Origin of the sequence: Pseudomonas fluorescens, assembly GCF_902497855.1 — a bacterium.
Lineage (GTDB): Bacteria > Pseudomonadota > Gammaproteobacteria > Pseudomonadales > Pseudomonadaceae > Aquipseudomonas > Aquipseudomonas fluorescens_BI.
Genome location: NZ_CABVHU010000009.1, coordinates 44,756 through 64,173, shown reverse-complemented (window position 1 = coordinate 64,173; position 19,418 = coordinate 44,756). Strand labels below are relative to the sequence as shown.

General features: G+C 60.8%; 23 protein-coding genes. 7 read left to right on the top strand and 16 right to left on the bottom strand.

What is annotated here, in order from left to right; translation table 11 throughout:
* The first annotated feature begins 330 nt into the window (after window positions 1-330).
* Window positions 331-993 carry a glycosyltransferase gene (locus F8N96_RS18625; RefSeq protein ID WP_150799024.1) on the top strand — a complete coding sequence of 221 codons (663 nt, stop codon included), beginning with the start codon at window positions 331-333 and terminating at the stop codon, window positions 991-993.
* A 33-nt stretch (window positions 994-1,026) separates the two neighbouring features.
* On the opposite strand, the gene F8N96_RS18620 is transcribed toward F8N96_RS18625, so the two are convergent.
* Window positions 1,027-1,263 (bottom strand): hypothetical protein, encoded by a 237-nt coding sequence (locus tag F8N96_RS18620; protein WP_150799023.1) that lies wholly within the window; start codon window positions 1,261-1,263, stop codon window positions 1,027-1,029.
* Window positions 1,264-1,335: 72 nt separating this feature from the next.
* Window positions 1,336-2,637, bottom strand: a complete 1,302-nt coding sequence (locus F8N96_RS18615; RefSeq protein WP_150799022.1) for an erythromycin esterase family protein — start codon at window positions 2,635-2,637, stop codon at window positions 1,336-1,338.
* A gap of 230 nt (window positions 2,638-2,867) precedes the next feature.
* On the opposite strand from F8N96_RS18615, the gene F8N96_RS18610 reads away from it, so the two are divergent.
* From F8N96_RS18610 to F8N96_RS18600, 3 genes are read left to right on the top strand one after another with little or no spacing between them, the layout of a single operon-like run.
* Window positions 2,868-3,518 carry a hypothetical protein gene (locus F8N96_RS18610; RefSeq protein WP_150799021.1) on the top strand — a complete coding sequence of 217 codons (651 nt, stop codon included), beginning with the start codon at window positions 2,868-2,870 and terminating at the stop codon, window positions 3,516-3,518.
* A complete protein-coding gene (locus tag F8N96_RS18605; RefSeq protein WP_150799020.1) occupies window positions 3,518-3,949 on the top strand; it encodes a phage holin family protein in 432 nt (143 codons plus the stop codon). The genes F8N96_RS18610 and F8N96_RS18605 overlap by 1 nt, the downstream gene beginning before the upstream one ends.
* Window positions 3,946-4,809 carry a DUF3618 domain-containing protein gene (locus tag F8N96_RS18600; RefSeq protein WP_150799019.1) on the top strand — a complete coding sequence of 288 codons (864 nt, stop codon included), beginning with the start codon at window positions 3,946-3,948 and terminating at the stop codon, window positions 4,807-4,809. Before F8N96_RS18605 ends, F8N96_RS18600 begins: the two co-directional genes overlap by 4 nt.
* A gap of 77 nt (window positions 4,810-4,886) precedes the next feature.
* Here the strand turns inward: F8N96_RS18600 and F8N96_RS18595 are convergent, their stop codons facing one another.
* The 3 genes from F8N96_RS18595 to F8N96_RS18585 all read right to left on the bottom strand — a co-directional run bounded on the left by F8N96_RS18595 (window position 4,887) and on the right by F8N96_RS18585 (window position 6,293).
* Window positions 4,887-5,336, bottom strand: a complete 450-nt coding sequence (locus tag F8N96_RS18595) for a GFA family protein (RefSeq protein WP_224789538.1) — start codon at window positions 5,334-5,336, stop codon at window positions 4,887-4,889.
* Complete coding sequence (locus F8N96_RS18590) at window positions 5,333-5,587, bottom strand: DUF6555 family protein (protein WP_150762818.1); 255 nt, start codon at window positions 5,585-5,587, stop codon at window positions 5,333-5,335. The genes F8N96_RS18595 and F8N96_RS18590 overlap by 4 nt, the downstream gene beginning before the upstream one ends.
* Before the next feature lie 148 nt (window positions 5,588-5,735).
* Window positions 5,736-6,293: an ATP-dependent Clp protease proteolytic subunit gene (locus F8N96_RS18585; protein WP_150799018.1), complete on the bottom strand. Its 558-nt coding sequence runs from the start codon at window positions 6,291-6,293 to the stop codon at window positions 5,736-5,738.
* Between the two features lie 266 nt (window positions 6,294-6,559).
* Between F8N96_RS18585 and F8N96_RS18580 the strand changes: the two genes are divergently transcribed.
* Window positions 6,560-6,991 (top strand): general stress protein, encoded by a 432-nt coding sequence (locus F8N96_RS18580; RefSeq protein ID WP_150799017.1) that lies wholly within the window; start codon window positions 6,560-6,562, stop codon window positions 6,989-6,991.
* 125 nt (window positions 6,992-7,116) lie between these two features.
* Here F8N96_RS18580 and F8N96_RS18575 read toward each other — a convergent pair whose 3' ends face one another.
* From F8N96_RS18575 to F8N96_RS18525, 11 genes are all read right to left on the bottom strand, one after another.
* Window positions 7,117-7,635, bottom strand: a complete 519-nt coding sequence (locus F8N96_RS18575) for a hypothetical protein (protein WP_150799016.1) — start codon at window positions 7,633-7,635, stop codon at window positions 7,117-7,119.
* Window positions 7,593-7,898 (bottom strand): DUF1778 domain-containing protein, encoded by a 306-nt coding sequence (locus tag F8N96_RS18570; protein ID WP_150799015.1) that lies wholly within the window; start codon window positions 7,896-7,898, stop codon window positions 7,593-7,595. The genes F8N96_RS18575 and F8N96_RS18570 overlap by 43 nt, the downstream gene beginning before the upstream one ends.
* A gap of 260 nt (window positions 7,899-8,158) precedes the next feature.
* The gene (locus tag F8N96_RS18565) at window positions 8,159-8,539 is read right to left on the bottom strand and encodes a RidA family protein (protein ID WP_150799014.1); all 381 of its coding nucleotides are present in this window, start codon (window positions 8,537-8,539) and stop codon (window positions 8,159-8,161) included.
* A gap of 161 nt (window positions 8,540-8,700) precedes the next feature.
* Window positions 8,701-10,242, bottom strand: a complete 1,542-nt coding sequence (locus F8N96_RS18560; RefSeq protein ID WP_150799013.1) for an acyl-CoA carboxylase subunit beta — start codon at window positions 10,240-10,242, stop codon at window positions 8,701-8,703.
* Between the two features lie 89 nt (window positions 10,243-10,331).
* The gene (locus F8N96_RS18555; protein ID WP_150799012.1) at window positions 10,332-11,504 is read right to left on the bottom strand and encodes a thiolase C-terminal domain-containing protein; all 1,173 of its coding nucleotides are present in this window, start codon (window positions 11,502-11,504) and stop codon (window positions 10,332-10,334) included.
* Window positions 11,501-13,030, bottom strand: coding sequence for an AMP-binding protein (locus F8N96_RS18550; RefSeq protein ID WP_150799011.1), 1,530 nt, complete (start codon window positions 13,028-13,030; stop codon window positions 11,501-11,503). Before F8N96_RS18550 ends, F8N96_RS18555 begins: the two co-directional genes overlap by 4 nt.
* Window positions 13,031-13,038: 8 nt before the next feature.
* The gene (locus F8N96_RS18545) at window positions 13,039-13,455 is read right to left on the bottom strand and encodes a Zn-ribbon domain-containing OB-fold protein (RefSeq protein ID WP_150799010.1); all 417 of its coding nucleotides are present in this window, start codon (window positions 13,453-13,455) and stop codon (window positions 13,039-13,041) included.
* A 7-nt stretch (window positions 13,456-13,462) separates the two neighbouring features.
* Window positions 13,463-14,962 (bottom strand): carboxylase, encoded by a 1,500-nt coding sequence (locus F8N96_RS18540; RefSeq protein ID WP_150799009.1) that lies wholly within the window; start codon window positions 14,960-14,962, stop codon window positions 13,463-13,465.
* A gap of 3 nt (window positions 14,963-14,965) precedes the next feature.
* Window positions 14,966-16,363: a hypothetical protein gene (locus tag F8N96_RS18535; protein ID WP_150799008.1), complete on the bottom strand. Its 1,398-nt coding sequence runs from the start codon at window positions 16,361-16,363 to the stop codon at window positions 14,966-14,968.
* On the bottom strand, window positions 16,360-17,769 hold the full coding sequence (gene accC, locus F8N96_RS18530) for an acetyl-CoA carboxylase biotin carboxylase subunit (protein WP_150799007.1): 1,410 nt from the start codon (window positions 17,767-17,769) through the stop codon (window positions 16,360-16,362). Before accC ends, F8N96_RS18535 begins: the two co-directional genes overlap by 4 nt.
* Entirely contained in the window at window positions 17,769-18,236 is a 468-nt protein-coding gene (locus F8N96_RS18525) for an acetyl-CoA carboxylase biotin carboxyl carrier protein (protein ID WP_191630762.1), read from the bottom strand. The genes accC and F8N96_RS18525 overlap by 1 nt, the downstream gene beginning before the upstream one ends.
* 162 nt (window positions 18,237-18,398) lie before the next feature.
* Between F8N96_RS18525 and F8N96_RS18520 the strand changes: the two genes are divergently transcribed.
* Together F8N96_RS18520 and F8N96_RS18515 are read left to right on the top strand one after the other, a co-directional pair.
* Entirely contained in the window at window positions 18,399-18,659 is a 261-nt protein-coding gene (locus F8N96_RS18520) for an acetyl-CoA carboxylase biotin carboxyl carrier protein subunit (protein WP_224794109.1), read from the top strand.
* Window positions 18,660-18,664: 5 nt separating this feature from the next.
* Window positions 18,665-19,375 carry a GntR family transcriptional regulator gene (locus F8N96_RS18515; protein WP_150799005.1) on the top strand — a complete coding sequence of 237 codons (711 nt, stop codon included), beginning with the start codon at window positions 18,665-18,667 and terminating at the stop codon, window positions 19,373-19,375.
* The last annotated feature ends 43 nt before the right edge of the window (window positions 19,376-19,418 follow it).

The window sequence follows — 19,418 nt, the reverse complement described above, 5'->3', positions numbered from 1 at the left end:
TGAATGTCAGCCCTGGCGGTTGCCGCCGCCTCGCACAATCTCTGCGCAATGAGTCGACCCGAGCGTGAAGGTGGCGGATTGGCAGGGGCACTCAAGGTGTTTCGTCGGGGACTGAAGCGGTGAGGTAACAGCGCTACACCTGTCCGATCAGGACCGCTCAGTGTTTTAAGCGTAGTCCATTCGTTGATGAGCCGATCTTGACGAGGACGGTTTCGGGACGACTGGCGCTCATCCATTACAGAACCAGCGCCAGACATTCTTTAAACCTTCCGCTGGAGCGAAGGGTCGATAGGTGAAGACCATCGGCTTCACTGAATCGAGGGACCCTCAATGATTGGTGTCGTGATACCCGCCCATAATGAAGAAAAACATATTGGCACCTGTCTTTCATCCGTGTTGCTTGCCGCGAAACACCCGGGACTCGCAGGCCGCCAGGTAACGGTGCTGGTGGTTCTGGACGACTGCTCAGACGCCACAGGCAGGTTGGTCGCTGCCATGCAAGTCACCGCATTGATGGTCTGTTTCCAGAATGTGGGTAAAGCCAGAGCGACCGGTGCGGAAGAACTGCTCAGCGCTGGGGCGCAGTGGCTCGCCTTTACCGATGCCGATACGGTGGTGCCTCCCGATTGGCTCGCACGTCAACTCGAATTCATGGTCGATGCGGTTTGCGGAACCGTCGAGGTCGACAGTTGGGATGATCATGGTGAGTGGGTTCGCGCCAGGTATATGGAGCGCTACCGGTTCATAGAGAACCATCGTCACATCCATGGCGCCAATCTCGGCCTGAGTGCCACAGCGTATCGGGACGCTGGCGGGTTCCAGCATCTGGTGGCTCACGAAGACGTTCACCTGGTTGCCGAGCTTGAAAGGATCAATGCCCGCATTATATGGACGGCAACAAACCCGGTGGTTACCAGTGCACGCAGGGATTACAAATGTTGCGGCGGCTTCGGTGAATACCTGCTGTCCCTCGCTGTGACGTCTGCGTTGTAAGAGGCCGGACAGGTGTCTGAGTGCCGGGCCAGTCTATTTTTTCATTTGGCCCTGGATTCGCATCCAGTCCTGATACGCTTCGATTCGTTTGGTATCGGCGCGAGCCTTGGCCTCTGTGAATTTCGCCAGGGCCAAGGGTCTATCGCACACCTCATCCAGTATTTTATAAGCGATGGCGTCCAGTCGATCCGCCTCGAAAAAAAGCTCGGTATTGCGCGCCATCTCATCATCCCGATCCAGATCGGTATCGGTCAGGATTTTCCTCGTCATGATCGGTTAACCTCCATCCATTCCGGGGCGACTCTCTAGCTAATGAGTGAGCGCTTTACAGAAAATTCAAAATCAAATGCCGAAGGGAAACGTGTCCTGTTCATGGCTCGATGAATGTTCGGTCGCCAGCGGCGTGATCGCCCGGGTATGGGCAAACCATAGATAAGCGTCAAACTGATCACTCAGGGAGGCTTCGAAATAGTGGCTCTGACGCTCGGTTTCCGGGCGATAAATCACGCCGATGGCCCGTTCGAGCAAGGGTGTCGCCATCGCCGGGCGCAAGGTCAGACGATGGTGGTAGCGCCAGTCATACAGGGCCCGCGGATGGCCGGCGCGGGCAAACGCATGCTCCCAGCTATGGGGCAGGGCCGGTCGAACCTGCTTGATTTGCAGGGGGCCATCCCAGTCGCTGGCGGCCGCCACGGTGCCCTGATCGGTGCCCATGCCCATCAGCACGGTGTCTTCGCCCCAGGCTTCGCGACACAGTTGGCCAAGGGTCAATTGGCCGCGGTCACCCATCTGCGTCGCCCGCGCATCACCGACGTGCGAGTTATGCGCCCAGACAATCGCCTTGGCGTTGCGACCCAGGCGTGAACGCACCACTTGCAGGGTGTTGAACATGTGCCGGTCGCGCAGGTTCCAGGACGTGGTGCTGCCGCGATACATCGCTCGGTAATACTGCTCGGCGGCATGGATGACCCGGGCGTTCTGCGTGGCATTGAACAAGGCTTCGCCATCCTGTCCGATCAACGCAAGGCGCTGGTTCAACAGCTGCTGCAGCTGTTCGAGTACCTCGTTCTCGCAAGTGGCCATGCCGACGCGCTCGACGTAGTGTCCATAGAGCGCCGGGTCGTTATGCCACGGCGTCAGGCAGGCATAGCGGTGCCGGGCTTCACGGGCCATGGACGGGGCGGTGTCTTCCAGAAAGCCCAGCACTTCGCGAATCGAACTGCGCAGGCTGTACACATCCAGACCGCGAAACTCCACGCGCCGGTCAGGGGGGAGCGCTTGATTGTGCTTGCTTAACCAACGGGTGAACCGCTGGACCTCGGTGTTGCGCCACATCCAGGTGGGAAAGCGCGTGAAGGCCACTTCATGCCAGTCACCTTTGTCGCGCCCTCGCACGCAACGGTCGATCTGATCGGCGTCCGGCCAGTCGGCCTCCACCGCGACGATGGTAAAGCCATGATGGGTCACCAGGTGCCGGGTGATCGCCGCGCGCGCGTGATAGAACTCATGGCTGCCATGGCTGGCTTCACCGATCAGTACCACCCGGGCCTGGCCGAATCGATCGAATAGCCCGGCAAAGTCTTCGCTGTCGGCATCGGGCAGGGGCTCGGCGTGTTCCTTCAGGACTGTGCTCAGCTTGTCCATGATCAGGTGCTACCGTTGCGCGCGGATCGCGGATGGTGAGCGATAGAGGGCGGGGTGAAAACAGGGTTCCATCGAGATGATGAATGCCATGTTCCTCACTCCACAACGCGTCGCTCATCATTCCTTTTGAACTCCCGACAACTGCGCTCCGTCCTTTGAAATGAGGGGGGCTGCGGGCATTTCGTGGCGAACCCTGTAACGCTTTTTTTATACGGAAGGCGAGGAACGTCATGAACACTTCAGACAGCAGAGCTGGGACTCAGTCAGACAATCAAGACGACATTGGGCGACCCGAACAAGACTTTCAACATTTAAAGGAAGACGTCACGGAGGTGCTCGGCGACGCGAGGCAACAGGTCGATGCGCAGTTCGGACAGTACCGTGACACCGCGGCGGATCAGATCGAGGCACTGGCCAAGGGCGCCAAGTCTTTCGTGTCCGAGCTTGAAAGCAAGGACACGCTCGGCATGTCCGACTACCTCTCGGACATGGCGCAGTCCATGAGCGGCCTGGCAGGGAGTCTGCGCGGTAAAAGTGCCGAACAGTTGCTCCATGACAGTGCCGACCTGGCGCGTAACAATCCAGCCCTGTTCATCGCCGGCAGCATCGCGCTGGGCTTTGGCTTGTCGCGCTTCCTGAAAGCCGGCAGCAGCCCCGCGGCGACCTTCGATGCCAGCGACCCGGCAGCTGGCAGCTCCGTGCCACCGTCTGGTGGTTTTGGCGCGCATCAACCCTATGAAACCTCCGTTGCGTCGCGCACCGATCCGGGGCCTGGGCTGGCGACCGGGAGCACGCCGGCCTCGTCGGATGAACCAGGCCACCCTTCGGACTTTGCCTCGCCGTCGACACCTGGTTCGACTTCTTTCAAAGGAGAACTGTGATGAACAGAAAAGATCCGGACCTGCCCAACTCAAGACCGCTGTCTGCCCCTGAACAGGACGCTTCGGTCGTCGGATTGCTGCGGCAGTTGTCCCGCGAAGTACCCGATCTCTTCACCAAGGAACTGGCATTGGCCAAGGCCGAGTTGCAAGCCAGCCTCACCACGCTCAAGGCCGGCATTGCCGGTATGGCGGGGGGAGCGATTGTGCTGCTGGCGGGGTTCATCATTTTACTGATGTCCGCCGTCTACGGCCTGAGCATGGTGATGGCGCCGTGGTTGGCAGCGCTGATTGTGGGCGTTGTAGTGATGATTGTCGGATTCGTCATGCTGCAGTCGGGGAAGAAACAATTCGAGCCGTCCCACTTCAAGCCTGAACGCACGCTGGGCGCCTTGAACAAAGACCAGGAAGCGCTGCGGAGGAAAGTCTCATGAACCGTGAATTGGACATTGAATCGGAAAAAAGTCCGGAAGCCATCGAGCGCGAAATCGATGCGCAGCGAGCAAGCATCGGCAATATCGTCGATGCCCTGGAAAGCAAGTTTACGCCGGGCCAGATGTTCGACCAGGCGTTGGGGATGATGCAAAGCAACGGCACGACGTTCCTGACCAACCTGGGGACCAGCGTACGTAACAACCCGGTGCCCGCTGTGCTGACGTCGGTTGGTTTGCTGTGGTTGATGATGAGTCAGAACCGTCCTCCGACGCCACGTCCGGTCTATCGCACTGGCCCGAGCGCGGTGGACAAGGCCGGGGAGTGGGTTGATGGCTTGAGCGACGGTATCGACAGCGCGCGTGACCATCTGCACCAGACCGCTGATACCTTCAAGGATGGCTATCAGTCGGTCAAGGGCAAGGCGGCGAACCTGAGCGACAATTTGGGGGCGGCCACGGAAAACATCAGCCATGCCATGCATGATGCCAGTGACCGTCTTGTCCGCAGCACCCAAGTGGTCAGTGATCAGTTCAGGCATTTGCTGCAGGAACAACCGCTGATGGTCGCCGCCGCGGGCATCGCGCTGGGTGCCATGTTGGGCGCGGCATTGCCTTCGACGGCGACTGAGCAACGCTACCTGGGCAAGACCAGCGCAGGGCTGGCCGACAAGGTCAAGCAACAGGCTCGGGAGGGGTTCGAGGCGGTGCGCGACACGGTGACAAAGACGACGGATCAGCCGGATATGGACGTCAAGCCGGAAGGGGAACAGCGCACGGCATCCACCAGCGAAGCGAGCACAGCGAATGGAGCGAGTGCAGGGAGCGCAACCGACCTGTCGCGAGGACTGGGTACTTCGTAAACAGGCTGTGACGGGAGGTCTGCAATGGACCTCCCGTTTTAGTTCAGGCCATCAGCAAACACCGCATTCCCCGGGCTTCACAGTGAACTCCAGACCCCGCCATCCGCGACCGGGACATCGTTCAGGTCGAAGGGATTGACCCCCTCCAGGCAGCCAATGTTGAAACCGAACTCTTCCGGATTGTTGCTGCGTCGATGGTGGGTATAGGTACCACAGTTTTTACAGAAGTAATGCTCGGCCACATGCTTGCCGAATTGGTATCTCGACAGCGCTGTCTTGCCCCTGATCACCTTCAGGTCCGCCCAGTCGACTGCTGCGACGACTGCGCCTTTGCGTTTACAGAACGAGCAGTCGCAGCGGTGTGGATCGGGAACACCGTCCGGCAGGTGGATCTCCAGAATGACGGCGCCACAATGACAACTGGCCCGGTGATGCGTGCGGATAGCGGTATTGCCGATTTTTTTCAGCATCACCCTGCGTTGTTCATTGATATCGGTGACCACGAATTGCTGCGGGTTTTGGGTCATGACGTTGAAACCTCTGTCCAATCCAATTTTGCGGATTCGCGCCATTTAACGTCAGTCACTCCATACTTCTCCGCTTGAGGCTTGGAGATGATTTTAAGCGGCGGTCTGCCTGGTTTAGGTATGGGAGCTATTCCTGCATCACAGCTTGCCCAATGCCATGCATCGGCGTTGCGCATCATTTTTGCCCGGATGATGAAAGACTTCGGCTCCCCGTGAAGCTTGTACTCAATGACGTAAAGACAGGTATTCATGAGGCCCCTCCATTTGCTCATAGACAAAAGAGTGGCCGCGTCAAAAAAAATTCAAAAGGATTGCTCAGTCCTGATTACTGGTTGATTTGGATCACATAAAACGATTTCAGACTTTTCACTTTAGCTGATTTTGGCCAATGTGCCGCTTTCATCCACCACTGACTTTCCAGTGTTTGACATCATCGGCAAAAACCATCTGTTTCATCTCGTGCGCGATGCCGTAGGCCAGGGATTCGTGTGCGGCGATGACTTTCTCTTCCGCTGAAAGGCAATGAAAAATATCGAGTTTGGTGGTCGCCTCGGCGGTTTCGAGGGCATAGATCTGCACATAGCGGGCAAGGTCGTTGTCGAGGCTCGACAGGTATTCGCGCAGGCGTTGATGGTCAACCGATTTCTGGCTGAAGTACCAGTTCATCGGGTGTATCAGGAAGCGCGAGTGGGGCGAGGTGATACGGCGATTCGCCGCCAGGAACATGATGATGCCCATCGATTCTATGTTGCCGGCGTTGATTGCGCACAGCGGCACGGGCAACGACTTGAGGAAGGTGTAGAGCGTGAAGCCGAAATTGGTGCTTCCACCGCAGGTAGACAGATTCAGCAACAGCGAGGTCGCGCCCTGGTCGATGGCTTCGAGGCAACAGTCCCTGAAGCGTTCGGTCGTTCCCTGATCGATCTGGCAGTGGAAATGGATGATGTGTTCGGTCATCGGCTTGCCTCCTGATTAGCTTCAGTGGCAGGAATTTCGGTCCTTTTTACCCTTAGAAAAAGGATTGACCGATTCTGAGAAAAATCCAGCCACCAGGATGATCTTCAGCTACGTTGCCGCCAGTCGATTCGCCCGCTTTTATTTGGAACCAAGCGCCTGGTTCCGCTCGTCGCGAGAAGTGCATTTGCATTCAAACTTTCGAATTTCCAGGCCCTCGGAAGTATACGAGCAATGCGCTCGTCACTGACAATCAGAGGTAAACAGAAATGGCCAATACCGGAAACAACAATCCCGGAAACTTTGGCAACGACCGGGACAAGGCCTCGCAAGCCGGCAAGAAAGGCGGAGAGGCATCAGGTGGCAATTTTGCCAACGATCCACAACGTGCTGCCGAAGCAGGCCAAAAAGGTGGCCAGGCTTCGGGCGGGCAGTCGAGTGATCCAAATCGCTCCACTGGCGGCGGACAGGGCAGCGGCCGCGGTGACAACATGGCCGATGACAAGGAAAAAGCCTCACAAACTGGCCAAAAGGGTGGCCAGGCGTCGGGCGGACGGCATTCGGACGCTGATAAGATGACCGGCGGTGGCCAAGGTAGCGGCCGCAGCGGCAACTTAACCGATGACATGGACATGGACAGACCCAACGAGGCCGGCCGTAAAGGCGGTGATCAAAACCCCGGTGGCGGACGCAAGTCCTGATCCCGGAGTGTGGCAACTCAAGCCCCGGAATTTTTTCGGGGCTTGATCTTTTGTGCTGTCGACTCCGTCTTGCTCCCCTTTCACATGGCAATCGCCGAAGCCGGAAAGAGGCCGTACTTAATCAATCAGGAGAGGGGAAGCATCATCGTAATTGGGGAAAGTTGTGGGCTGCGGATGAACCCGGCTTTTCCATAAAGCGTCACCAGTCTTTCATTCAGAGGGTGAACTACGAGGGCGGTTGATCCGACTTCGCTGGATGCTGCGATCGCACGAATAATGGCATCTCTGAGCAGATCGATCGAAAGCCCGGTGCCTTGAGCGGACTTGCATACTCCCATTCGCCCCAAAATCGTAATCGGGTGCTGGTCGGGTGAATTGCGTTGCGCCTTCTTGGGTACCACGTTGGCGCGAATGATCATGCCGCTCGACAACGTGTAATAACCAACGACGGTTTTGCTGCCCTTCAGGCAGGTGACGAACACTGTGGCAAATCTGGAGTCCTGGGCTTTGGAAGCCTTTTTTGCCAAGTATTCGTTGATCGAGTCGTCGCCACAATCGAAGGCGCTCAGATCGTGAATGTCCTTCAGTTTTTCCGGCGCAGTCAGCTCCAGCGAGGTGGCCTTTCCAGCAGGCGGTGCAGACATTCGTTACTCCTTAACGGGTTTGACTCCAACGCTTGTTCAAAGGCATCAAACTCATGGTTGGCAAGGACGAACAGGCGTTGATCCAGAATGACTTCCTCAGCTTTTTTACAAGCAGCATCCAGGATAAAGCTGGTCCGGTCGCTTCCCGAAATGGCTGCGGCCACATCGATCAAGTCTCGTTTCCTGAAGTCGACCCGCATGTTGATTGGAACGGGTTTGGATCTGTCTTTTGCAGCAGATTCTGCAGGCAATAGAGTGGTCATGGTTTTGGTCCTGTTTTTCTGGGGCGCCTGTAAGTGCCCACAACCAGAGCATAGCCAGTTTGTATAGCAGATGTCTACATGTAACGCAGAAAGCTACACGGCCAGTTGTAGGGGCTTTTGGCAAAGCCTGTATTTTCTCAATCCATCCTTGGCTGCCCGCAGCCGGTCGTACTGACGGCCGCTGCGATGGCGGTGGCCCGGGTAAAATCCCCGGCCACCGTCCGTACACCGTCGGAGGTTTTCCGCGCGCGCTGGCGGGCTCAGCCCTTGGCGGCCATTGCGGTGACTTCCACACGCATGCCTTCCACTGCCAGTGAGGCCACGCCCACGGCGGCGCGCACCGGCCAGGGCTTGGCGAAGAAGCGCTGGTAGACCTCGTTGAAGGCCGCGCGGTCGGCCATGTCGGTGAAGTAGATGGTCAGGTGCAGGACCCGGTCCATGGAACTGCCGGCGCGCTCCAGCGCGATCTTCAGTGCCTGCAAAGTGCACTCGCTTTGCTCGACGATGCCGCCGAGTTCCAGGCTGCCATCAACACGGGTAGGGATCTGGGTGGAGACCAGGAGGCCGCCGAAACCGGCGACGTCGGAGGAGATGGATTCCGCGTCGGGATCGGGTACGAAGGTGATGTCGTGGTTTGCCATGGGGATCTCTTGTTGAGGTGGGATGAGGTGGCGGTCTTGCGCCTTCGAGCAGGTTGATACGCGGTTGATTCTACATCGACCACGAGCCAGAGCCAGAGGCGCCTCGTTTTGGCGGCCGAAATTCGCCACCTATCAGTGATTAAAAACAAGCTGGTCGCCGGTTAAAAGTAGGTTGGCCACGTACTCATTTCATGCCGCCCAATACCGTTATTGATTGCGCGCCGCTGAGCCACGAGTGCCTCGACAAGAAAACGCCGGGTTTCCCGCGGTGCGATCACTTCGTGCGTACCCATTGCACCCGCGAGGGCAAAGGCCGACGTGTCTTTCGAGAACTCGGCACGCAGCCGGTCATAGCGCTCGGGATCGGCTTCGCGTGTGACGTCATGCACGACGCTGACCGCAACGCCGGGGTCGACGAAGCTGACATCGGCCGTGCACCAGGCTGCCGACTGGTCGCTGTTGCGGCCTCCGCCGAAGTTCAGGTAAGCCTGGCCGAAACTCTTGCGTACGATCACCGATAGCTTCGGCACTGAACAGAGTTGTACTGCGTGAATCATGTTCATGATGTGCGCCGGCGCGCTGCGTTTCTCGCCTTCGATGCCCACTAGGAAACCGGGCGTATCGACGAGAAATACCAGCGGGATATTGAACGAGTCACACAGGGCGATGAAGCCGGTGGCCTTGCGGCAGGCATCGGCATCCAGGGCGCCGCCCTTGAATTGCGGGTTGGACGCGACGATGCCGATGCTGGCCCCCTCAAGACGGGCGAGGGCGGTGACCACCGAGCGGCCGAAGCGGTCCTTGAGCGGGAACAGACTGTCGCGATCGACCAGCGTGGCGAGCAGCTTGCGCATGTCGTAGGTCTTGCTGCGCTCGGCCGGGACGATGCTTTCGGGTCCCGACGAATCCGGCCGGTCTTCGGGATCGCAGGGCCGTACGGCTGGTGTCTCGTTCGAGTGAGAGGGCAGGTAACTGAGAAAGCGGCGGATGGCGGCCAAGGCTTCCTGGTCATTGTTGACCACCATGTCGGCCAGCCCGGTGATTTCAGCGTGCATGCGCCAGCCACCGAGCTCTTCGGTATCTGAAGACTCGCCGATCGCCACCGAGGTGACCTTCGGGCTGGAGACGGCGAGCAGTGCACCTTTGCGCATCACCGTGAAGTCGGCCAGACACGAGTACCAGCTCGCCGAGCCGAAGCAAGGGCCGAGCACCGCGCTGACCCAGGGGATCTCGCGGCGCCGGCAGTATTGCTGGGCATCCTGACCGCCACTGGCCATGCTCGCCGCGCCCATCGCGTCCTGCATGCGCTGGCCCGACGACTCCCCGAGGAAGATCAGCGGCATGCCGTTGCGGGTAGCACATTCCTTCATGTAAGCGATCTTGCGGGCATTGATCCACGAGGAAGAGGCGCCTTTGACCGTCATGTCGTTGGACACGACGGCCACCCGGCGCGCGTCGATACGGCCAAAACCGGTGATCTTGCCATCGGCGGGCGTGCTGTCCCGGTCCTCAGCGCGGGACGAATGGGCGAGCATGCCGATCTCGCTGAACGACTGCGGATCCAGCAGGCCGTCCAGGCGTTCCCGTGCGTTGAGCACGCCGGCGTCGCGCCGCGCCTGGAGCTTGGCTTCGCCGCCCATTTGCAGGGTGCTTGCGCGGCGCGAGTGCAGTTCTTGTTCGGGTGATGTGTGTTCGTGAGTCATGGGTAAGTCTCATTGGGAACAATGACGGCACGTCCGACGATGTCGCCGCGACGAATGTTGCGCAGGACTTGCGGTGATCAGACGATGCGTCAGTTGGCCAGCACCATGGACATGAATGCCGACATCAGCAGTCCACTGGCCTGGACCAGGCAGCTGCTGGCATTGGCGACCTGACGCTCGCCGCATTCGCCACGCAGCTGGCGCACGGATTCGATCATCAATTGCATGCCGAACTGACCGGAGTGATTGAAGGCCAGCCCGCCGCCCGAGGTATTCACCGGTAATGCGCCACCGGGCGCAGCGATGCCGCTGCGCAGGAACGCCCCGGCCTGGCCGGGCGCGCAGAAGCCCATGGCCTCGAGTGCAACCAGTACGTTGATGGTGAAGGCGTCATAGATCTGCACCATGCTCAACTCGCTACGCGCGATTCCCGACATGCCCAAGGCTTGTTCGGCACAACCGGCGATGACGCCTGGGTCGAGCCAGTCGGTCGAGCCCAACGGTGTCACGTGATGCCGGTAGGTATCGGCGAACCCACGGATGAACACGGGTGGCCTGGCCAACGTACGAGCCTGTTCGGCCCGGGTGAGGAGCAACGCCCCGGCACCGTCGCTGACCAGACAGATATCGGCCTTGCGCAAGGGGTCCGAAATCAGCGGTGAAGCCAGATATTCCTCCATGGTCAGGGGTTTGCGCAGCGTGGCTTGTGGATGCAGTTGCGCCCAGCGCCGGGCATTGATCGCCACTTCGCCGAGGTCCTCTGCGTTTGCCTGATAGCGATGCAAATACTGCTGCGCGAGCATCGCGTACCAACTGATCGGGCTGAGCACGCCGTAGGGCGCGACGAACTGGCCCGACGGCGAGCGCGGGTCGGTGATCACGCCGCCACGGTGGCGGCTGTGATCCAGGCGTTGGGTACTGCCATAGGTGACCAGCGCCACCGAGCACAAACCGGCGTCGATCGCGGCCATGGCGTGGATCAAGTGGGTCAGCGGCGAGCCACCGCCCACCACCGTGCTGTCGACGTAGCGCGGCGTGATCCCCAGGTATTCGCTCACCAGCAGCGCGTTGGCGCGGTCGTCCCAGTGGGCGAAAACGCCATCGACATCGGCCAGGGTGAGCCCGGCATCGAGCAAGGCGTCGCGGGCCGACCGGCATTGCAGCGCCAGCGCGGTATCACCCGGACGGGCCTTGCCGAGGCCGGCCTCGCCCACGCCGACAATGGCGTAATGGCCCGCCAGGCGGGAAGTGTCGGGCGTCATGCTTGAGGCTCCTGTGCAATGAGCTGCGCACGCACGTCTTTCTTCAACACCTTGCCCACCGGGCTGCGTGGCAGGCTCTGCCAGAACAGCACCTGTTTGGGCGTCTTCAGGCTGCCGAGTTTTTCGCGGCAGGTGGTGACGAACTCTTCGGCGGTGGCAGTGGCGCCTGCCTTGAGTTCGATCACGGCGATGACCTTCTCGCCCCAGTCCGGATCGGGAATGCCGACTACCGCACAGTCCATCACCGCCGGATGCGCCCAGATCACCTGCTCGATCTCGCTCGGGTAAATGTTGAAGCCACCGGAGATGATCATGTCCTTGGTGCGATCGACGATGTACAGGTAACCCCCTTCGTCGAACACGCCAATGTCACCGGTGTGATGCCAGCCAAAGCGTTGTGCCTCGGCATTGGCCTGCGGGTTGTCGTAGTAACCGGGAGCGACCAGCTCGCCACGGGCGACGATTTCGCCGCGCTCGCCGGGCTCGACGAGCCTGCCTTCTTCATCCATCAGCGCCACTTCGCAGGCGCCGGTGGGACGGCCGGCGGAGCCCAGGTGCTTACCATCACGCATGTGGTCTTCGCGGGTCAGCACCGTGATCACCCCTGGCACTTCGGACTGGCCGTAGGCCTGAACGAACACCGGCCCCCACAGGGCGATGCCCTCGCGCAGTTTGTCCACGGACATCGGCGCGGCACCGTAGATCACGTATTCCAGTGACGAGCAATCACGGGTTTGGGCGTCCGGATGCGACAGCAGTCGATAGATCAGGGTCGGCGGCAGGAACAGGTGAGTGATGCGTTCCCGTTCGATGGTTTCGAGGACTGCACCGGGGTCGGCGGATGGCGCGATCACGTTGCGCGTGCCAAAACTCGACAACGCCATGGCGGTAGCGCCGGCCGCGTGGGTCAGCGGTGCCACGACCAGATGCGCCGGTTTTTTTGCTGGCGGCATGAACTGGTTGCTGATGCGGTAGCAGGCCAGCAGCGCGCGATGGCTTTGCATGATCGCCTTCGGCCGACCGGTGGTGCCGCCTGAGGATTTGATCAGGGCGGTGTCATCGAGGGTCCGGCGCACCCTGCAACGCTGGCTGGCGTGTTCCCGGCACCAGTTGGCGATGCTCAGGCCGGCCATGGGCTCGTCCAGGCCGATCAGGGTTTTCAGGGTAGGCACGCCTGCACGAATGCGCTCGGCATGCTCGAAGTACTGCGAATGCACCACCAGCACGCAAACCCGGGTGAAACTCATGAACCAGATCAGGCTGTCGATCGAATCCCGGGCATTCAGGGGAATGAAGGTGGCCCCGGCGCGCAAGGCGCCCAGCATGGCGACGAAGCTCAGCGGATGGTTGGGCGCCAATACGCCGACATGGGTTGAACTCAAGTCCAGCAATGATAAGGCATGGCCGATGGCATGGGAGTCGGCCTGGACCTCGGCGTAGGTGAGGCTGAAGCCTGTGCCTTGCAGGCAGACATTATCCGGGTGGCGATTCGCGCCGGCATCGAAGTGGTCGGTAATCATTTCCATGGTGGCGGCTAATCCAAAAGAGTGAACTGGGGCAGCGTGCAGGACTCGCTGACGGCCTCGAAACAGACGCCGACGCGGGCACCGATGGCGACGTCCTCAAGCTCGACATCGAGGAGGTTGGCCAGCATGCGTACGCCTTCGTCGAGGTCTATCAGCGCCACGACATAGGGCAGCCGGGCCTCGAAGGCCGGCGAGGGGGCGATCCGACAGACCGTGTAACTGTAGATTCGCCCCTGGCCGCTGGCATTGATCCATTCAATGCGCTCGGACAGGCACTCGATGCAAAACGCCCGTGGGTAAAACTGGCAGTGGCCGCAACTGGCGCAACGCTGGATCACCAGTCGCTGCTCCTGGGCGGCCGCCCAATAGGCGGCCGTTTCGCTGGTGGGTTGCGGTATTGGCCGTGCAGAAAGGGGAGTCGACATGGCAGCCTCAGTGGGTACGCAATTCGAAACCGGCCATGGCGATATGCACATGACGTTGCTCCGGGAGCCGGGCCAGGCCTGCGATCAGTTCGTGCAGCGGGCGGCGCACGCTGAAGGTGTCGTCGACTACGGTCGGTGCAAGCCCGGTGATCTTTTCGTCGCCGTACATGGCGCGCAGCAGCAGCTCGTCATCCGACAGGCCGGGGTAGCGGCTACGTAGCTCGGGAACTCTCGGCGCCAGCACGGGCGGCGTGGTGGCAATTTCACGGGAGCCGTTGGCGAGCACGCGATCCTTGATCTCGGGATCCACCGGCAGGGGCAGGGCGCCGAAATAACCGCACACGTACTTTTTCACTTCGTCCGGCACCACTTTATAACGCTCACCGCTCAGCACGTTCATCACCGCCTGCGCGGCGATCATGGCGGGGAAGGGCGTGGCCATCACCGGTGAGCCCAGTTCCACGCGGATGCGGGCGATCTCATCGAGCACTACCGGCAGCTTGTCGGCGATACCCGCCAGCTGCAGCTGCGACTGCAGGTTGGACATGGCGCCGCCGGCGTACTGGGTGGCGAAGTGAGCCGGGTCGTATTCCGCCGGGACACCCAGGGGAAAGCCATTCTCTTCGGCGATGCCGGCGAGGTAGTCGCCGATCTCGTCAGCGGCGCGATCGTCGAAGTCGACCTCGAAGCCGATCTCGCGCAGGTTGCGCGCCAGCATCTGCGCCGACGGCCCGGCATTGCCGTTGGCCAGCGGATCGATCGAGCACAGCAGACGGTCGGCGCCGTGTACGGCTGCTTCCAGCGCCACCAGCGAGCCGGTTGCGTTAAGGCAGTGAGTGAGCACTTCGAGCGGCCGATCACCGATCACTGCCTTGATTGCCGGCACAATGCTGCGTACCTGCTCCACGGTCAGGCTGCCCCCGGCGTCGCCGAAGGTAAAGGCGTCGATGTCGAAGCGCTGGATGGCCTCGCGCGCCTTTGCAGCGTAGAACGGCGCGTCGTAGCCTGGAGCCAGGTTGTAAATCATCGCAAGATTGGTGGTAGCGCCCAGGCGCTTGGCGGTGGTGATCGCCGGCACCAGGTTATCCCAGCAATGCAGTGAGTCGAGAAAGCCGATGTCGCGGGCACCGTTGGCGACCAGGCGTTCGACGTACAGCTCGCTCAGATCGTCCGGTTCAGGGTAGAAGCTGCGCAGCATATTGCTGCGCACCACGCCACGCAGCGGAGTACGACGGATCCGCTCGGACAACAGGCGCAGCCGCTCCAGCGGATTCTGGTTGAGGAACAGTACACTGGCGTCGAACTGCACCAGTGCGATGGCTTCTATAAAATCGAAACCCAAGGCATCCAGGCGCTCGGCCATCGGCAGCATGTGCTCGGTGCGCATGCGCGTGGCCCACAGGCACTGGTGCGCATCGCGCAGGGTGGCGTCGACCAGCTGGATACGCCGACGTTTGCCGGTACGGGCAAATTCCGCACTCACTTTTTCACGTAGTTGATTCAGCACATGTCACCCCTTGCTGTGTTCGAGATGGATGGACAGGCCGGGGCCCGTGACGCTCAATACGCTGTAGTCGGGCCAGCGCTGCAGCAGCCCGTGTGTCAGGGCTTGCTCGGGGGTGCGAATTTCATAATGAAGCCTGTGCGACAGCGGCAGCGCGGGGCAACCGCAGACCAGCGCGGCCAGCGCATCGTCGGTGGCCGGCACATCGATCGCACGGCCAGGGTGCGCCACGGCGCCGATGCGCTGTTGCAGGCTGTGCAACGTCGTGTCGATCGGGCCGTAGCAGCCTTGCAGCCAGCGGCGCAGAAGCGGCTGCAGTGTCGCGTAGCGTGGGCTGGCGTCGAGATGCTCGAATGCCTGTCGCGCAATCGCCTGGGCGAAAGGTTGCAACATCGGCGGATGGCCGAGCTCCTGGCGAATGCGCGTGCATTCATGGGAGAACTCGAACAGGTCGGCCAGCCGTCCGCGCTCGCGCAATGCCTGCATGGCCTGGGCGGCGATTTCCGCTGGCAACTGGTGTGCGTAAGGTGCCAGGTCGAACGCCCAGGGCAGGCTGTCGGCAAACCCTTCCTGATCCGCTACGGCAGCGAGCTGGGCCTGGGCTTCTTTGATACGGTCCTGGTCCGGTGATTGCAGCGGCAATTCGAGCAACGCCGCAGACCTGGCCAGCAGTGTCAGCGAGGGCGTCGAAGCACCGTTGGCGACACCGGGCAACGCGGCATCGAGACGGTCGATGCCGAGTCGGATTGCCTCCAGCGCGACTTGCGGGCCGAGGCTGGTGTGGCAGCGGGTGTGCAAATCCAGCGGGGTCCCCTCCAGGCCACTGCGCAAGGCCGAAAGCAAGCCGGGCAGGCGGTCGACATGCAGCAGGCCGGCTTCGTCGCGCAGCATGATGCGCTGTGCGCCGGCCTGGACCAGTCGTGCGGCACTGGCCGAATAGCAGGCGTCGTCATGTTCATGATCGTCTACATAGGGCAGGGCGGCGATGGCGGTCAGACCGTTGGCCAATGCCATCCTTATGGCACTGTCCAGGCGCTGGAAATCCAGCTGCGGATCGATCAGTACCACTTCGCTGACACCATGGCTGGCCAGCAGGCGTAGCCACGTGTTCAGTGCGTCGCCAGACAGCACGTCGATGTAACCATGGGCCGGCAGCAGGTTTACCGTCGCACGCAGGGGCGTGCCATTGGCGCGCTGGCGCAGCGCAGCGACCCGTTGCAGCGGGTTCTCCTCACGGCGGATGCACTGCGCGATCACGGCCGGACTCAACACCTCGATCGCGGCCAGTCGAGCGTGCCCAAGCGAATTCATCGTGCCCAGCAGCATCGCCGTGCTGGCGGCACCGTCCCAGGCGGCGGTCTGACCGTCGCTCAGGCTGACATCAACCAATGTTGTCATGCTCATGCGCGCTCCTTGGCCTGTTTCAACGCCTGTTTGCGGGCCGGTACGAAGACGTCTTCAACCCAGCGGGTGGTGACCTTGCCGGCGACGAAATCCGGGTGATCGAGCACCGCATGATGGAAGCTGGCCGTGGTCGACAGGCCTGTCACTTTCATGTCCTCCAGCGCCTGGCGCATGCGCACGATCGCCTCGCTGCGGGTGGGCGCATGCACGATCAGCTTGGCCAGCAGGGAGTCATAAAAAGGCGGGACGGTGGCGCCGCTGTAGCAGTGGGTATCGACGCGGACGCCCGGGCCTTGGGGTGGCTGCCATTCGCTGACCAGGCCCGGGCTCGGCAGGAAGTTGCGGTCCGGGTCTTCGGCGTTGATCCGGCATTCGATCGCATGGCCGACCAGCTTGACGTCGGCCTGAGTGAACGACAGCGGCAGGCCGGCGGCGATGCGAATCTGCTCGGCGACCAGGTCGAAGCCGGTGATCATCTCTGTCACCGGATGCTCGACCTGGATGCGGGTGTTCATTTCCAGAAAATAGAAGGTGCCATCGCGGTCATCGACCACAAATTCGATGGTGCCCGCGCCGAAGTAACCGACATTTTTCGCCAGGCGTACGGCGCATTCACCCATCTGCTCCCGGGTATCGGTGGCGAGGCTGGGCGACGGAGCTTCCTCGATCAGCTTCTGGTGCCGGCGCTGCGTCGAGCACTCCCGCTCGCCCAGATGCACCACGTTGCCATGGCGGTCGCCCATGATCTGGATTTCGATATGGCGCGCCAGCTCGATGAATTTTTCGACATACAGTGTTGGATCGCCAAAGGCCGCCTGGGCTTCCGATGAAGCCGAACGGAACGCCGCCTCGGCTTCTTCATCGCTGCGCACGATTCGCATGCCACGCCCGCCACCGCCGGCTGTCGCCTTGAACAGCACGGGATAGCCGATTTCGCTGGCGATGCGGCGTGCGGTGTCGGCATCGGCGACGGCGTCCGAGCCAGGCACACGCGGCACTTCGGCCTTTTCCGCCAGGCCGACGGCGGTGATTTTGTCGCCCATCGAATCGATGATTTCGGCCGAAGGGCCGATGAACACCAGACCTGCGTCTTCGCAGGCCTGAGCAAAATGCGAGCGCTCGGAAAGGAAGCCATAACCGGGGTGGATGGCGTCGCAGCGGTGTTCCAGTGCGGTGCGCACCAGCAGATCGGCGCACAGGTAACTTTGCGCCGCCGGCGCTGGGCCGATGATCACGCAGTGGTCGGCCAGGCGGGCTGCCAGGCTGTCCTGGTCGGCTTCGGAGACGGCCGCCACCGATTCGATACCCAGGGTTTTGCAAGCGCGCACGATACGCACGGCAATTTCGCCACGGTTGGCAATCAGGACTCGACGAATGTCGCGGGTTGCCACGGGAACGGTGCTCATCAGCATGCCTCCGGTTCGATGATCATCAGTAGCTGGTCGCGCTGAACCATCTGCAGGTCCTGGGCGACGATGCGCACGAGGCGGCCGTTAACGGGGGAGGCGATTGTGTTGAAGAGTTTCATGGCTTCGACCAGGCACAGGGGGGTCCCTGCCTCCACTGTGGCGTTTTCTTCGACAAAGGACGGTTGGTCGGGGCTGGGCTTGCGATAGAAGGTACCCATCATCGTCGCGCGCACCGCCACTTGGCCCTCGGCCACTTCGGGTTCGCTCGCAACCGCCACCACGGGAGCGGGCGGTGCGGATTTTGCCTGCGAGGCGCCTTGGGCTGGCGCCAGCGACCGCTGAATCGTGCCCGACTTGCTGGCAGTGAGTGTGGTGTCACCGACGCGGACTTCCAGAAAGTCCAGATGCGTCGTGTGATCCAGGATCTCCAGGATCCTGCGTGCTTCTTTATGTGTGAGCGACATGCCTGATGGCCTCTTGTTGTTCGAATTGCCTGGATGAATAAAAACATCGAAAAGTATGATTGTCAACAATCCTACAATCATGTAATTTACTGATCATTGCCCAGGTCGTTTGCACAGGCCTTATAGGAAAAGCCTAGCGTGCGCCGGCGAAGGGCTCAGCGAATGCAGAAAAACAACAGTGTTTTGAAGGGGGCGAGAATGAGTACAATCGCGGTCAAGTCGGATGTCGCCGGCACGGTATGGCAGATTCATGTACGCGAAGGCGATGTCGTTGAAGAAGATCAGACGCTGGTCATCATGGAGTCCATGAAAATGGAAATTCCCTTGATGGCCGCGGAACCGGGTCGGGTTGTCAGCGTTCTCGTTGCCGAGGGCGAGGTGGTGAAAGACGGCCAGGATGTTTTGCTTATGGAGTGCGATTGAAGTCTATGTCAATGAATGCAGGTTCGGCATCGGCCGCCAAGGGCGGTAGTGCAATAGGTATCATGCGGGCTGGTCGCCAGCGCGTTTTGACGATGCCGGAGCAGATTGCCGAGAGCATCACGCTTGCGATTCTTCGTGGTGAATACGGGCCGGGTGATTCGGTGCGCGAACAGGAACTGGCCGACCATTTCCAGGTCAGCCGTGGTCCGATCCGCGAGGCCCTGCGCATTCTCGAAAAGGTGGGCGTGGTGACCATCGTGCCCCAGCGTGGCGCGCATGTGACTTCATTGAGCCGGCAGGAGATCGACAACCTGTTCGAGATCCGCGCCGTGTTGGCCGGGTTGCTGGCCAAGTACCTGGTTGACCTTGATGCCAGCGCCGTGAATCAGATGGACGCCATTGTCACCCGGCTGGAGCTGATCGCCGGGCAAGCGGATGCACTGGATGAGTACGCACAGGGCAGTTACCGCCTGAGCACGCTGTTGTTCCAGGCCTGCGGTAACAAGCAGCTGGCCGAACTGATGGGGGCGCTGGGTATCCAGACTGCGCGCTACACACGTTTGGGGTTGCGTTCTCCCGAGCGCCGGCAGGCTTCCGTCATTCATTGGCGTCAGCTGGTCGAGGCACTCAGGCAAAACAGCAGCACGGTCGCCGCGCAAATGATGGTGGAGCTGATCAACGCTTCCCATCAAGCCGCATCGACTCAGCTTGAATAACTGACACCGGGGGCACAACACTCCCGAGTGCTGTGTCAAATTG

What these genes read in the sequence shown, in the direction of transcription:
- F8N96_RS18625 (WP_150799024.1), top strand. Translation starts at nt 331, where the DNA reads ATGATTGGTGTCGTGATACCCGCCCATAATGAAGAAAAACATATTGGC.
- F8N96_RS18620 (WP_150799023.1), bottom strand. Translation starts at nt 1,263, where the DNA reads ATGACGAGGAAAATCCTGACCGATACCGATCTGGATCGGGATGATGAG.
- F8N96_RS18615 (WP_150799022.1), bottom strand. Translation starts at nt 2,637, where the DNA reads ATGGACAAGCTGAGCACAGTCCTGAAGGAACACGCCGAGCCCCTGCCC.
- F8N96_RS18610 (WP_150799021.1), top strand. Translation starts at nt 2,868, where the DNA reads ATGAACACTTCAGACAGCAGAGCTGGGACTCAGTCAGACAATCAAGAC.
- F8N96_RS18605 (WP_150799020.1), top strand. Translation starts at nt 3,518, where the DNA reads ATGAACAGAAAAGATCCGGACCTGCCCAACTCAAGACCGCTGTCTGCC.
- F8N96_RS18600 (WP_150799019.1), top strand. Translation starts at nt 3,946, where the DNA reads ATGAACCGTGAATTGGACATTGAATCGGAAAAAAGTCCGGAAGCCATC.
- F8N96_RS18595 (WP_224789538.1), bottom strand. Translation starts at nt 5,336, where the DNA reads ATGACCCAAAACCCGCAGCAATTCGTGGTCACCGATATCAATGAACAA.
- F8N96_RS18590 (WP_150762818.1), bottom strand. Translation starts at nt 5,587, where the DNA reads ATGAATACCTGTCTTTACGTCATTGAGTACAAGCTTCACGGGGAGCCG.
- F8N96_RS18585 (WP_150799018.1), bottom strand. Translation starts at nt 6,293, where the DNA reads ATGACCGAACACATCATCCATTTCCACTGCCAGATCGATCAGGGAACG.
- F8N96_RS18580 (WP_150799017.1), top strand. Translation starts at nt 6,560, where the DNA reads ATGGCCAATACCGGAAACAACAATCCCGGAAACTTTGGCAACGACCGG.
- F8N96_RS18575 (WP_150799016.1), bottom strand. Translation starts at nt 7,635, where the DNA reads ATGTCTGCACCGCCTGCTGGAAAGGCCACCTCGCTGGAGCTGACTGCG.
- F8N96_RS18570 (WP_150799015.1), bottom strand. Translation starts at nt 7,898, where the DNA reads ATGACCACTCTATTGCCTGCAGAATCTGCTGCAAAAGACAGATCCAAA.
- F8N96_RS18565 (WP_150799014.1), bottom strand. Translation starts at nt 8,539, where the DNA reads ATGGCAAACCACGACATCACCTTCGTACCCGATCCCGACGCGGAATCC.
- F8N96_RS18560 (WP_150799013.1), bottom strand. Translation starts at nt 10,242, where the DNA reads ATGACTCACGAACACACATCACCCGAACAAGAACTGCACTCGCGCCGC.
- F8N96_RS18555 (WP_150799012.1), bottom strand. Translation starts at nt 11,504, where the DNA reads ATGACGCCCGACACTTCCCGCCTGGCGGGCCATTACGCCATTGTCGGC.
- F8N96_RS18550 (WP_150799011.1), bottom strand. Translation starts at nt 13,030, where the DNA reads ATGGAAATGATTACCGACCACTTCGATGCCGGCGCGAATCGCCACCCG.
- F8N96_RS18545 (WP_150799010.1), bottom strand. Translation starts at nt 13,455, where the DNA reads ATGTCGACTCCCCTTTCTGCACGGCCAATACCGCAACCCACCAGCGAA.
- F8N96_RS18535 (WP_150799008.1), bottom strand. Translation starts at nt 16,363, where the DNA reads ATGAGCATGACAACATTGGTTGATGTCAGCCTGAGCGACGGTCAGACC.
- accC (WP_150799007.1), bottom strand. Translation starts at nt 17,769, where the DNA reads ATGAGCACCGTTCCCGTGGCAACCCGCGACATTCGTCGAGTCCTGATT.
- F8N96_RS18525 (WP_191630762.1), bottom strand. Translation starts at nt 18,236, where the DNA reads ATGTCGCTCACACATAAAGAAGCACGCAGGATCCTGGAGATCCTGGAT.
- F8N96_RS18520 (WP_224794109.1), top strand. Translation starts at nt 18,399, where the DNA reads ATGCAGAAAAACAACAGTGTTTTGAAGGGGGCGAGAATGAGTACAATC.
- F8N96_RS18515 (WP_150799005.1), top strand. Translation starts at nt 18,665, where the DNA reads ATGTCAATGAATGCAGGTTCGGCATCGGCCGCCAAGGGCGGTAGTGCA.